Genomic DNA, 12,639 nt, shown 5'->3' on the forward strand with positions numbered 1-12,639 from the left:
TCCTTAACACAGAATTATTTTACGTGTCGTTACAATAGAGAAGAAAAAGCGCAACCTTTGACTAACATCACACTTCTCTATAGTGAACAATAGAGACGCCGATAATAATTGCGGATGATTTTAACCGACCGCATAAGAGCCCGGTGAGGCTCCACGGCATCACACAGTGACATTTTATAGTGAGCAACGATAACAATGTGGAAATGGTTACATCAACTCGCCAGGCCTGAACGGCTTTACCACGTCTGTGGCCGGTTCATTCCCTGGCTCGGAATTTTAGGTATTGCCTGCCTGCTGATCGGCTGGGTGTGGGGCTTTGGTTATGCACCGCCGGATTACCAGCAAGGTAACAGTTACCGGATTATGTATATCCACGTTCCGGCAGCGATCTGGTCGATGGGCATTTACAGTTCGATGGCGATTGCGGCCTTTATCGGGCTGGTGTGGCAGATGAAAATGTCCGACATGGTGGTGTCCGCGATGGCGCCGGTTGGGGCTGTTTTCACCTTTATTGCGCTGGTCACGGGTTCCGCATGGGGCAAACCGATGTGGGGCACCTGGTGGGTGTGGGACGCGCGTCTGACCTCCGAACTGGTGTTACTGTTCCTCTATCTTGGTGTGATTGCCTTGTATAACGCCTTTGACGACCGCCGTCTGGCTGGCCGTGCAGCCGGTATTCTGGTGCTGGTTGGCGTGGTGAACATTCCTATCATCCATTACTCCGTACAGTGGTGGAACACGCTGCATCAGGGCTCGACCAACATGCAGCAAACCATCGACCCGAGCATGCGTTATCCGCTGCGCTGGGCGATTTTCGGTTATCTCTTCTTCTTTATTACCCTGACGCTGATGCGTTTACGCAACCTGATTCTGGTTCAGGAACGCCTGCGCCCGTGGGTGGCCGGTCTTGTGAATAAGGAGCGCCGCGGATGAGCCCTGCATTCTCCAGCTGGCATGATTTCTTTGCGATGGGCGGCTATGCATTTTATGTCTGGCTGTCGGTTGCGGCGACGCTGATTTCCCTGATTGCGCTGGTGGCGCATACCTTTATTCAACGTCGTCAGATCCTCGATGAAGTTCGCCGCCGTCAGGCACGCGAAAAACGTATTAGTCAGTCTCAGTCTAAAAAACAGCAAGGCGCACAGACGTCACCGCTGGAACCGGACACTTCCCCGGAGAAGTTATTGTGAATCCACGTCGTAAAAAGCGTTTGTCGCTGGCGCTGGTGGTGCTGATTGGCCTTGGTCTGAGCATTTCACTGGTGATGTACGCGCTGCGCTCAAATATTGATTTGTTTTATACACCCAGTGAAATTCTGCAAGGCAAAGGCGAAAACCACGAAATGCCGACGGTCGGCCAGCGCCTGCGTATCGGCGGGATGGTGATGCCCGGTTCGGTGAAACGTGATCCGAAAAGCCTGCAGGTGAGTTTCAAAATTTATGATGCGCGCGGGGCGATTGCCGTCACCTATAACGGCATCCTGCCGGACTTGTTCCGTGAAGGGCAGGGCGTGGTAGCGCAGGGCGTGATGGAGCCGGGAAATGTAGTGAATGCCATTCAGGTTCTGGCGAAACACGACGAAAAATATGTGCCGCCGGAAGTTGCCGACGCCATGAAAGAAAACCACAAAGGGCCGGCTTCGGCTTATGTGGGTAACGATAAAGGAAATGACCGCTCATGATGCCGGAACTCGGAACATTTGCACTCTGTCTGGCGTTAGGTCTGGCGGTTTTACTGAGTATTTATCCGCAGTGGGGCGCGGCGCGACAGGATAACCGGATGATGGCGATGGCACGTCCGCTGTCTTACGGGATGTTTGCCTGCATCGTGCTGGCGTTTGCCATTCTGGTTCATGCGTTTGTGGTGAATGATTTTACCGTCGCGTATGTCGCCAATAACTCCAATACCCATTTACCGGTGTATTACCGCGTCGCGGCTACCTGGGGCGCGCACGAAGGTTCGCTGTTGCTGTGGGTGCTATTGCTCAGTTGCTGGACGCTCGCCGTTGCGTTGTTCAGCCGTCGTATGCCGCAGGATGCGGTGGCGCGTGTGCTGGCCGTTATGGGGATGATCACCGGCGGCTTCCTGCTGTTTATCCTGCTGACTTCCAACCCGTTTATCCGCTCGCTGCCGAATTTCCCGGTTGACGGCAGTGACCTGAATCCGGTGTTGCAGGATATCGGGCTGATTTTCCATCCGCCATTGCTGTATATGGGTTACGTCGGTTTCTCCGTCGCGTTTGCATTTGCCATTGCCTCCCTGATGGCCGGACGTCTCGATACCGCCTGGGCGCGCTGGTCGCGTCCGTGGACACAAGCCGCGTGGGTCTTCCTGACGATTGGTATCGTGCTCGGCTCCGCATGGGCGTATTACGAATTAGGCTGGGGTGGCTGGTGGTTCTGGGATCCGGTAGAAAACGCGTCCTTTATGCCGTGGCTGGCCGGTACGGCGCTGATCCACTCGCTGGCGGTTACCGAAAAACGCGGCACGTTTAAAGCCTGGACCGTTTTGCTGGCGATCACCGCCTTCTCGCTGTGTCTGCTCGGTACCTTCCTGGTGCGTTCCGGCGTGCTGGTTTCGGTTCACTCGTTTGCCTCAGATCCGGCGCGCGGCATGTTTATCCTCGCGTATCTGGTGATTGTGATCGGCGGCTCGTTGCTGCTGTACGCCTTCAAAGGTAACTCGGTGCGCGCGCCAAGCCGTCACGAATTACATTCCCGCGAAAGCTATCTGCTCGGTAATAACGTGCTGCTGGTGGCGGCGATGCTGGTGGTGCTGCTCGGTACATTGTTACCGCTTATCCATAAACAGCTCGGGCTGGGAAGTATCTCTATCGGCGAACCTTTCTTTAATACGATGTTTACCTGGCTGATGGCACCTCTGGCGCTGCTGCTGGGTATCGGGCCGCTGGTGCGCTGGCGTCGTGATGAACCGAGCAAACTGTGGCGTCGCCTGGGCTTTGCTCTGGTAGTGACGCTGCTCCTGTCGATTCTTCTTCCGTGGTTGTTGCAGGACAAAATTGTCGGCATGACCGTTGTCGGCCTGCTGATGTCGGTGTGGGTGATTGTGCTGACGCTGATGGAACTGCACGAACGCGCCACTCACCGTCATACTTTCTGGCGCGGCCTGACCAAACTTTCCCGCAGCCACTGGGGCATGGTGCTGGGTCACCTTGGCGTGGCGGTGACGGTTATCGGTATCGCCTTTAGCCAGAATTACAGCGTTGAGCGCGATGTGCGCATGAAGTCTGGCGATACAGTGGATATTCATGATTATCACTTTATCTTCCGCGATGTGCGCGACATCACCGGCCCGAACTACACCGGCGGCGAAGCGAATATTGATGTCACGCAGAACGGCAAAAAAGTCACCACGCTGCATGCTGAAAAACGCTTTTACAGCGTGGCGCGCAGCATGATGACCGAAGCGGCCATCGACGGCAATCTGGCGCGCGACCTGTATGCGGCGCTCGGTGAAGAGATGGACGACGGCTCGTGGGCGGTGCGTTTGTATTACAAACCATTTGTTCGCTGGATCTGGCTGGGCGGCATCTTTATGGCGGCAGGCGGTGTGCTGTGTATTCTCGATCCGCGTTACCGCATGAGTAAAAAACTCAAGAAACAAGGTCTGGCGGAGGCTGAAGAAGCATGAACCGTAAACTCCTCTTTATTCCGCTGATCTTATTTCTGGCGCTGGCGGCGGCATTTTTAGTGCAGCTGACCCGCAATGCCAACGGCGATGATCCGACGTTGCTGGAATCTGCGCTGATCGGTAAACCGGTGCCGGTATTCAAACTGGAATCACTGGCGCAGGCCGGTAAAACCTACGATCAGTCGGTGCTGCGCGACGGCAAACCGATGCTGCTCAACGTCTGGGCGACCTGGTGTCCGACCTGTCGCGCTGAGCATGATTATCTCAATACGCTGGCGGCGAAAGGCGTGCGCGTAGTGGGGCTGAACTATAAAGATGACCGACGGAAAGCGGTGAACTGGCTGAATACACTGGGCAATCCGTACATGCTGAGTCTGTACGACGGCGACGGTATGCTGGGATTAGATCTCGGTGTGTACGGTGCACCGGAAACCTTCCTGATCGACGGTCAGGGCATTATCCGTTATCGCCATGCCGGTGATTTAAATGAAAAAGTCTGGCAGAACGAAGTGTTGCCGCTGTACAAAAAATACGGAGGCAACGCATGAAACTGATTTCTACATTGCCTGCGCTGCTGCTGGGCATGATGCTGAGCTTCAGTGTCTTTGCGGCCATTGATACTTATCAGTTTTCCTCTCCGGCTCAGGAGCAGGAATACCGCGATATTACGGCCCAGCTGCGTTGTCCGAAATGCCAGAACACCAATATTGCGGCGTCGGATTCGATTATCGCTGCCGATATGCGCACCAAAGTTTTTCAGCTTCTTCAGCAGGGGCAGAACAAACAGCAAATCGTGGCTTACATGGTCGCGCGTTACGGCAACTTTGTGACGTATGAGCCGCCTGTCACGGCATCGACCTTTATTTTGTGGCTCGGACCGGTGCTGGTGGTGATTATCGGCGCAGGCATGATTTTTATGCGCTCCCGACGCGGCGACGTGCGTTTGCAGAATACGACCGAAGAAATGTCAGACCAAGAGAGACAGCGCCTGGCGCAGTTACTTAAAGACAGCGACAGGAAAGGATCATGAGTATTTTTTGGCTGTGCATTGTAGTGATGCTGGTTATCGCACTGGCGCTGTTTATTGTGCCGGTTATTCGTGGCGACCGCGCGGAGCACACTTCCCGCGATGCGCTCAATAAAGCGTTTTATCATCACCGTTTGAGTGAGCTGGAAGAAGACGAGGCGCAGGGCGTGGTAGATGAGCGTCCGGCGCATATTCAGGAATTGCAGGAAAACTTGCTGACCGATATTCCGGCGGGGCAGGCACCTGCTGCCACGCAGCCGATTGGCCGATGGACGCTGGTGCCTGGCGCTATTTTATTGGTTATTATCACGCTGGGTTTGTATCTCTACGCCGGTGGTCTGGGGCAGGTGAGCGCGTGGAATCAGGTGATGCAGCACATGCCTGATTTACGCCATCGTATTGCCGATGATCACGGCGCGCCGCTGACCGCCACAGATGTGCAGGATTTAGGGCTCGGATTGCGTACCGATTTACAGGCAAATCCGGATAATGTGCAGGACTGGGTGATGCTTGGCCGCATCGGTATGGCATTGAACAATGCCGCAACCGCGACGCAGGCCTACGCTCATGCGTATCAGCTTGCACCGAATGATATGTCGGTAAAACTCGGTTATGCCGAAGTGCTGACGCGATCGTCTGATCCGCAAGATAACCTTACCGGCGGCAATCTTTTACGCAGTATGCTGGAAAAATCTCAGGGCGATCTGCGTGTGTTAAGCCTGCTGGCCTATAATGAGTATGAACAGGGTCACTACCCGCAAGCCATTGGCGCGTGGGAAGTTATGCAGAAGATCCTGCCGGCAGGGGATAAGCGTCTTGAGATGGTAGGTGCAAGCATAGCGCAGGCAAAACAGAAAGCCGGACTTGATCAGGTGAAACTGGCCGTAAACGTTACGCTTTCTTCTGCTGCTCAGCAGAAACTTCCACAGGATGGCACAGTCTTTATTTCGGTGACTGACGGGACAAGTCCCGTGCCGGTTGCGGTGAAAAAGCTGCCGATGAGCCGCTTCCCGCTGGCGATTACCGTGGATGACAGCAATGCGATGATGCCGGAACGCTTGCTTTCTTCGCTACATCAATTAAAAGTACGCGTTCGTATTTCACAAAATGGTCTGGCAACACCGGCCACAGGTGACTGGTACGGCGACAGTCCGCTGACTACTTTTGCCGGTAACGGTCAGGTCAGCATTGAGATTAATCAGCAGGTTCCTTAATCAGGAACCGACGATCAAAAACAGGGAGATATCCATGAACTTACGCCTGACTGGGCTGGCGTTTGCGACAGTTTTGCTGGTCGGTTGTGCCGGCACGTCCGGATCATCGGACAGCGAACCGCAGGGACGTTCTGATCCGCTGGAAGGTTTCAACCGTGCAATGTTCGACTTCAACTATAACTATATGGATCCGTATCTTGTGCGGCCAGTTGCCGTTGTATGGCGTGATTACGTGCCACAACCGGCGCGTAACGGAACCAGTAATTTCCTCAGCAACCTTGATGAACCGGCCAGCATGGTTAACTCCTTGCTCAAAGGTGACCCGTACCGTGCGGCAATCCACTTTAACCGTTTCTTCCTGAACACTATTTTAGGGATGGGCGGTCTGATTGACGTGGCCGGGATGGCGAACCCGAAACTGGCGCGTGAAGAGGCGCAGGGCTTCGGCAGTACGCTCGGTCATTACGGCGTTGGTTACGGTCCGTATGTGGTTCTGCCGGGTTACGGCAGTGCGACGGTGCGTGATGAAGGTGGCGACCTGGTGGATGATTTGTATCCGATGCTCAGCTATCTGACGTTCTGGATGTCAGCCGGTAAATGGGTGCTGGAAGGCGTGGAAACCCGTGCAGAACTGCTCGATTCTGACGGCCTGATCCGTAACTCTTCTGATCCGTATCTGTTTATCCGTGAGGCTTATTTCCAGCATCACGATTTCCTGGCAAAAGGCGGTCAGCTGACGCCACAGGAAAACCCGAATGCGGCATTGATTCAGGGCGATCTCAAAGATATCGATTCAGATTGATATTGAGTCAGTCGATTGCAGAATCGGATGCAATAAAAAAGCGCCTCGCGGCGCTTTTTTTATGTCTGACTTCTGAGAATGAAATTCATCAGAAGTGGTTGTCACATCATCAGAAATTATAGTTAAAGTTCGCGCCGTACAGCATCGCGGTCCCTTTAGCCTGGAATTCATAGTTCGGCACGCCGTCAGCCACTTTCTCGCTGATATTTACAGTCTGGCCGTGCATGTAAGACACACCGACATCGACCGATGCATCTTTATTGAAGGCATAAGTGGTACCGGCTGAAATCCAGAAGCGGTCCTGATCCGGAATAGAAATGGTGCGGTTGTCTGCCGGAACCGGGCTGTCATCGAAGGCGATACCGGTGCGGAATGTCCAGTTATCATCGTAGTAATACGTGGTACCCAACGCGATGCGGTAAGCGTCATGGTAGCCTTCGTCTTTCTGGAACAGGGTCTGGCCGTTAGAGCCGGTCGCTTTCAGTTCCTGGAACTGGCTCCAGCTGGTGTAAGCCAGGCTGTAGTGAATTGCCCATTTCGGTGCCACTTTGTTATAGCCGGACAATTCCCACATTTCCGGCAAGTTCAGGGTCAGAGAACCCGGAACGGTGTGTCCGCCCGTGCCGCCTAACGCCTGAGGAATGCCGTTGCGGTATTCACCGTCAAAGTCGATTTTCACTTCTGAGCGATACGTAAAGCCGTAACGGTTATTGTCATCGACTTCATACAAAATACCGGCGTTCCAGCCGTAGCCCCATTCGTTGCCTTTCAGCTTGGCAGCTTCAGTATCTTCCGGCAGCAGGCCACCGGTTTTAATCGGTACCAGTTCGCCCGCAGTACGGCGGATTTTCGCTTTCGCATAGACAGCATCAAAGCCCACACCGAAGCTGAAATTCTGGTTCAAACGGTAAGCAACACTTAAGTTAGTGTTGACGGTCGTCAGATCCGTTTCCCCGCCAATCGGGCCAGCCGGGTAATTATCATTAAATTCTGTCGCCAGACCGTAGTTTGACGTCGCAGATGCACCGACTGCCCACTGGTCATCAAGAGGCATAATAAAGTGGATATTCGGGACCCACTGATTCGGAGCGATGTTACTGGCGTTAGTGCTCGAACCAGTAACCGGAGATTTGCCGGTAATATCGACATCAGGATCGACATAAATCGCGCCCATAGAAAACGCCGGGCGGCTGAACATGGTCATGGTTGCCGGGTTACGGCTACCAGATGCGGCGGTGTCAGCAATAGCACCTTCGCCAGAGAAAGAACGGCCTAAACCCGCAGCAGTATATTCATTTAACTGAAAACCTGCTGCATATACGTTGGAGGAAACAATTGCCACTGCAGCTGCCAGAGCTGATCTTTTAAACAGGTTTTTCTGGTTCATGACCAAAACCTCAATTTTATGTTTTTTATCAAACAATGTTACATCAAGTAACAATGAGCGCGGGATTGTAGGGTTCGTTAGCAGTCTGACAAATCAGACCAGTGAGCGAAGTATAGGTCTGACCTGTGGTGTAGTTGCAATGATGTTTCATTGATATTTATAAAATGATGCAAGAAATTGGATCCACTTAACAAAAAACCAACAATAAAAGTTCAATTAAGAAACGTTAAAGTGAGAACGATGACTTAGTTTTAATCGATTACTTACATATACGTGATCTGGATCACTCCAAAGGCACATATTAAGTAAGTGGTAGTGTGTTGTCAGAACGGTGGCGTAAAATGCAGGCTGGAAATAAAACTTTATTCGCAAACAGGCCAGACGGTGGACGTTGCCGTTGATGCCGGGGAGAAAATTATGTCTGACGTAACCATGTCCTCTAAATCCACTCAACCTCTGCACTCCATCAACAAATGCGGCGCAGAAGAAACCGCAGCCTGCTGCTGTGTTGATGTCGGTACCATCATGGACAATACCGATTGCACCGCTTCTTACAGCCGCGTCTTTGAAAACGAAGCACAGGCAAAAGAAACGCTGGAAGCCCTGACCGAACGCGCACGCGGCGTTGAATCCGAACCCTGCGAAATCAAAAGCCGTATGGAAAAAGTAGATGACGGCGTTGAGCTGAACATCGATTTCACTTTCAGCTGTCAGGCTGAAACGATGATCTTCCAGTTAGGTTTAAGATAATTTCGTCTGATTTTTTAAATACCGCTTACATGAGCGGTATTTTTTTGTCCGCTATTGTTTCCTGCCACCTTTCTTCTCATCCTTATTTCAGAAAAATTTGCTGTTGCTCGCACTTCACTTCCTTTCACTTTGCCAAATGTAAATACATAGTTAAAACTGAGTTATCAGGTCTGACCTCTTAAGACCCTATTTTTTCTCAGGAGCTTGTATGAATAAAGTCATTCCACTGGTGACACGTGAAGGTGATCGCATTGCGATTGTCGACGGTTTGCGTACACCCTTTGCCAAACAGGCCACCGCCTATCACGGCATTCCTGCCGTAGACCTCGGCAAAATAGTGGTCAGTGAATTACTGGCGAAAAGTGGGATCGACCCGAAGGTCATCGATCAGCTGGTATTCGGTCAGGTAGTGCAGATGCCGGAAGCGCCAAACATTGCGCGCGAAATCGTGCTCGGTACTGGTATGAATGTCTCGACTGACGCCTATAGCGTATCGCGTGCCTGCGCCACCAGTTTTCAGGCAGTCGCCAACGTCGCGGAAAGTATTATGTGCGGCACCATCAGCGTCGGTATTGCTGGCGGAGCCGATTCCTCTTCGGTACTGCCGATTGGCGTCAGCAAACGTCTCGCCCGCGCGCTGGTGGATGTCAATAAAGCGCGCACCTTGTCGCAGCGGCTATCCATTTTCAGCAAATTAAAACTGCGCGACCTGATGCCTGTACCGCCTGCGGTGGTTGAATATTCCACCGGCCTGCGTATGGGCGACACCGCTGAACAGATGGCGAAAAGTCATAATATTTCCCGCCAACAGCAGGATGAACTGGCTCACCGTTCGCACACGCTGGCGGCTCAGGCGTGGGAGCAGGGCTATCTGAATTCTCAGGTGATGGTCGCGCAGGTTCCGCCTTACCGGGAAGTGCTGCAAAAAGACAACAACATCCGCCTGAATTCCGAAATCGGACAATACGCCAAACTGCGTCCGGCATTTGATCGCAAACACGGCACTGTGACCGCCGCGACCAGCACGCCGCTGACTGACGGCGCAGCAGCGGTGCTGATGATGAGTGAATCGCGGGCGCGTGAGCTCGGTCTGGAGCCTCTGGGCTATCTGAAAAGTTTTGCGTTTGCCGCCATTGACGTGTGGGAAGACATGCTGCTCGGTCCGGCTTACGCCACGCCGCTGGCACTGGATCGTGCCGGATTGACGCTCGGAGATCTTGATCTGATCGATATGCATGAGGCGTTTGCCGCGCAGACACTGGCGAATATCAAAATGTTAGCCAGTGATGAATTTGCCCGTGAAAAACTCGGTCGCAGTCAGGCGGTTGGCGAAATAGATTGGGATAAATTTAACGTTCTGGGTGGTTCGCTGGCTTACGGGCATCCTTTTGCCGCCACCGGCGCAAGAATGATTACGCAGACATTGCATGAATTACGCCGTCGCGGCGGAAAATACGGGCTGACGACGGCCTGTGCTGCCGGTGGTCTGGGCGCAGCGATGATCCTGGAGGCCGCGCAATGAAGGACAATATGGAAAACCCAAACATTCCTGAAATCACTCCTGCGGAACCCGTTTCTGCATTTTCACTGATGTTTACCGCCGAGCACGTTGGGATTATCACCATCGACGTTGCCGGTGAAAAAGTGAATACCTTAAAGGCTGAATTTGCTCAGCAAATCTGTGCCATTTTGCAAAAAGCCCAGCAATATCCCAATCTGAAAGGGCTGGTGCTGGTTTCCGGCAAACCCGACTCTTTTATTGCGGGTGCGGATATCACCATGATATCGGGCTGCAAAACGGCGGCTGAAGCCAGCAATCTGGCGCAAAAAGGTCAGACGGTGATGTCACAGATTGCCTCGTTTTCAGTACCGGTCGTCGCTGCAATCCACGGCGCTTGTCTGGGCGGCGGACTTGAACTGGCGCTGGCGTGTCATTCACGCGTTTGCTCGCTTGATGATAAAACCCAGCTCGGCCTGCCGGAAGTGCAGCTTGGCCTGCTGCCGGGCTCGGGCGGTACGCAACGCCTGCCGCGCTTAATCGGCGCACCGAAAGCGCTGGATATGATGCTCACCGGTCGCAGCATTCGCGCGAAACAGGCGCTGAGAATGGGGCTGGTGGATGACGCCGTTCCTTATTCTATTTTGCTGCAAACCGCACTTGAGCGCGTGTCGAAAGGGCGTAAATCACGTCCGCCACTGCCCTGGCAGGCGCGGCTGGCCGGTGGTCCGCTGGGTAAAAGCGTGCTGTTCCATTTTGTACGTAAACAGACGCGTGCCAAAACGCACGGCAATTATCCGGCGACAGAAAAAATTATTGATGTGGTGAAAACCGGCCTCGATCAGGGCAGCGGCAATGGCTATCAGGCTGAGGCGAAAGCCTTTGGCGAACTGGTCATGACGCCCGAATCCGCGGCATTACGCAGCCTGTTCTTCGCCTCCACCGCGCTGAAAAAAGAAAAGGGCGGCGATGCAGAACCGTTACCAGTGCACCGTGTCGGTATTCTGGGCGGCGGCCTGATGGGGGGCGGTATCGCCAGCGTGACAGCCACCAAAGCCGGACTCCCGGTGCGCATCAAAGATATTAATCAGGAAGGCATCCGCCATGCGCTGAAATACAGCTGGGATCTGCTGGAGAAAAAGGTGCGCCGCCGTAGACTGACCCGCAACGAGCAGCAAAAGCAGATGATGCTGATTTCCGGCACCACCGATTACAGCGGCTTTGCGCAGATTGATATCGTGGTGGAAGCGGTCTTTGAGGATTTAGCGCTTAAGCAGTCGATGGTGGCGGAAATCGAGAAAAATGCCGCACCGCGCACTATATTTGCTTCAAACACCTCCTCTCTGCCCATCCATAAGATTGCAGAGCAGGCCAGCCGCCCTGAACAGGTGATCGGCCTGCACTATTTCAGTCCGGTGGATAAAATGCCGCTGGTGGAAGTCATTCCCCATGCGGGCACCAGTGCACAGACCATTTCGACTACCGTCTCACTGGCCAAGAAACAGGGGAAAACAGCGATTGTGGTGGGCGATAGTGCCGGATTCTATGTAAACCGCATTCTTGCACCTTATATCAATGAAGCGGCACGCTGTCTGCTGGCCGGTGAACCTGTCGATCACATCGACAAAGCGCTGGTGAATTTTGGTTTCCCGGTCGGCCCGATACAGTTATTGGATGAAGTGGGTATTGATGTCGGCACAAAAATAGGTCCGATTCTGGTGGAGGCCTTTGGTGAACGTTTCGCCGCCCCATCAGGTTTTGATGCGGTGCTGAAAGACGACCGTAAAGGGCGCAAGAACGGCAAAGGTTTCTATCTTTATGGCCAGACAGGGCGGTCTGTGAAGAAGAAACAGGTCGATCCTGCGATCTACCGCTTACTTAACGTGACGCCGAAAGCGCAGCAGTCAGAAGCAGATATCGCACAGCGCTGCGTGATGCTGATGCTTAACGAAGCGGTACGTTGTCTGGATGAGCAGGTTATCCGCAGTGCGCGGGATGGCGACCTGGGTGCCGTGTTCGGGATTGGCTTCCCGCCTTTCCGTGGTGGTCCGTTCCGTTACATCGATACTCTCGGTGCAGCGAACGTCGTGAAAACGCTGCAACAGCTGGCACAACGCTATGGCGAGCATTTCCAGCCATGTGAAGGGCTGGTGCGCGGGGCGGAGCAGGGCGGGCGATTCTGTTCGGACGAAAGGGCAAGTGAAAAGGTCAGCAAAGTGTGACTGCGGTCACTGCTTATTTCTGAGTTTCGCGGGAATCTGGAATAGATCCTGCTTGTGGCCAGCCGAAGGCCTGCGGGATCTTTTTTAT

12 protein-coding genes are annotated in these 12,639 nt (G+C 53.5%); 11 read left to right on the forward strand and 1 reads right to left on the reverse strand.

Annotated elements, in window-relative coordinates:
* The first annotated feature begins 195 nt into the window (after nt 1-195).
* The 8 genes from J1784_RS14300 to mlaA are packed head-to-tail and all read left to right on the forward strand — an operon-like array spanning nt 196 to nt 6,694.
* Nucleotides 196-933: a heme ABC transporter permease gene (locus tag J1784_RS14300; protein ID WP_113877006.1), complete on the forward strand. Its 738-nt coding sequence runs from the start codon at nt 196-198 to the stop codon at nt 931-933.
* Nucleotides 930-1,190: a heme exporter protein CcmD gene (ccmD, locus tag J1784_RS14305; protein WP_112287138.1), complete on the forward strand. Its 261-nt coding sequence runs from the start codon at nt 930-932 to the stop codon at nt 1,188-1,190. Before J1784_RS14300 ends, ccmD begins: the two co-directional genes overlap by 4 nt.
* Nucleotides 1,187-1,681, forward strand: a complete 495-nt coding sequence (gene ccmE, locus J1784_RS14310; protein WP_112287137.1) for a cytochrome c maturation protein CcmE — start codon at nt 1,187-1,189, stop codon at nt 1,679-1,681. Before ccmD ends, ccmE begins: the two co-directional genes overlap by 4 nt.
* The gene (locus J1784_RS14315; protein ID WP_217149787.1) at nt 1,678-3,651 is read left to right on the forward strand and encodes a heme lyase CcmF/NrfE family subunit; all 1,974 of its coding nucleotides are present in this window, start codon (nt 1,678-1,680) and stop codon (nt 3,649-3,651) included. Before ccmE ends, J1784_RS14315 begins: the two co-directional genes overlap by 4 nt.
* Nucleotides 3,648-4,199 (forward strand): DsbE family thiol:disulfide interchange protein, encoded by a 552-nt coding sequence (locus J1784_RS14320; protein ID WP_217149788.1) that lies wholly within the window; start codon nt 3,648-3,650, stop codon nt 4,197-4,199. The genes J1784_RS14315 and J1784_RS14320 overlap by 4 nt, the downstream gene beginning before the upstream one ends.
* Nucleotides 4,196-4,681 carry a cytochrome c-type biogenesis protein gene (locus J1784_RS14325; RefSeq protein WP_217149789.1) on the forward strand — a complete coding sequence of 162 codons (486 nt, stop codon included), beginning with the start codon at nt 4,196-4,198 and terminating at the stop codon, nt 4,679-4,681. The genes J1784_RS14320 and J1784_RS14325 overlap by 4 nt, the downstream gene beginning before the upstream one ends.
* On the forward strand, nt 4,678-5,892 hold the full coding sequence (gene ccmI, locus J1784_RS14330; protein WP_217149790.1) for a c-type cytochrome biogenesis protein CcmI: 1,215 nt from the start codon (nt 4,678-4,680) through the stop codon (nt 5,890-5,892). Before J1784_RS14325 ends, ccmI begins: the two co-directional genes overlap by 4 nt.
* Nucleotides 5,893-5,926: 34 nt before the next feature.
* The gene (mlaA, locus tag J1784_RS14335; RefSeq protein ID WP_217149791.1) at nt 5,927-6,694 is read left to right on the forward strand and encodes a phospholipid-binding lipoprotein MlaA; all 768 of its coding nucleotides are present in this window, start codon (nt 5,927-5,929) and stop codon (nt 6,692-6,694) included.
* Nucleotides 6,695-6,803: 109 nt separating this feature from the next.
* Here mlaA and fadL read toward each other — a convergent pair whose 3' ends face one another.
* Nucleotides 6,804-8,081 carry a long-chain fatty acid transporter FadL gene (fadL, locus tag J1784_RS14340; protein ID WP_120507175.1) on the reverse strand — a complete coding sequence of 426 codons (1,278 nt, stop codon included), beginning with the start codon at nt 8,079-8,081 and terminating at the stop codon, nt 6,804-6,806.
* 417 nt (nt 8,082-8,498) lie between these two features.
* On the opposite strand from fadL, the gene J1784_RS14345 reads away from it, so the two are divergent.
* The 3 genes from J1784_RS14345 to fadJ all read left to right on the forward strand — a co-directional run bounded on the left by J1784_RS14345 (nt 8,499) and on the right by fadJ (nt 12,551).
* A complete protein-coding gene (locus J1784_RS14345) occupies nt 8,499-8,831 on the forward strand; it encodes a YfcZ/YiiS family protein (protein ID WP_217149792.1) in 333 nt (110 codons plus the stop codon).
* 208 nt (nt 8,832-9,039) lie between these two features.
* The gene (gene fadI / locus J1784_RS14350; protein WP_217149793.1) at nt 9,040-10,353 is read left to right on the forward strand and encodes an acetyl-CoA C-acyltransferase FadI; all 1,314 of its coding nucleotides are present in this window, start codon (nt 9,040-9,042) and stop codon (nt 10,351-10,353) included.
* Nucleotides 10,350-12,551, forward strand: a complete 2,202-nt coding sequence (gene fadJ / locus J1784_RS14355; RefSeq protein ID WP_217149794.1) for a fatty acid oxidation complex subunit alpha FadJ — start codon at nt 10,350-10,352, stop codon at nt 12,549-12,551. The genes fadI and fadJ overlap by 4 nt, the downstream gene beginning before the upstream one ends.
* Nucleotides 12,552-12,639 lie beyond the last annotated feature (88 nt).

The organism is Rahnella ecdela (assembly GCF_019049625.1).
GTDB classification, from domain to species: domain Bacteria; phylum Pseudomonadota; class Gammaproteobacteria; order Enterobacterales; family Enterobacteriaceae; genus Rahnella; species Rahnella ecdela.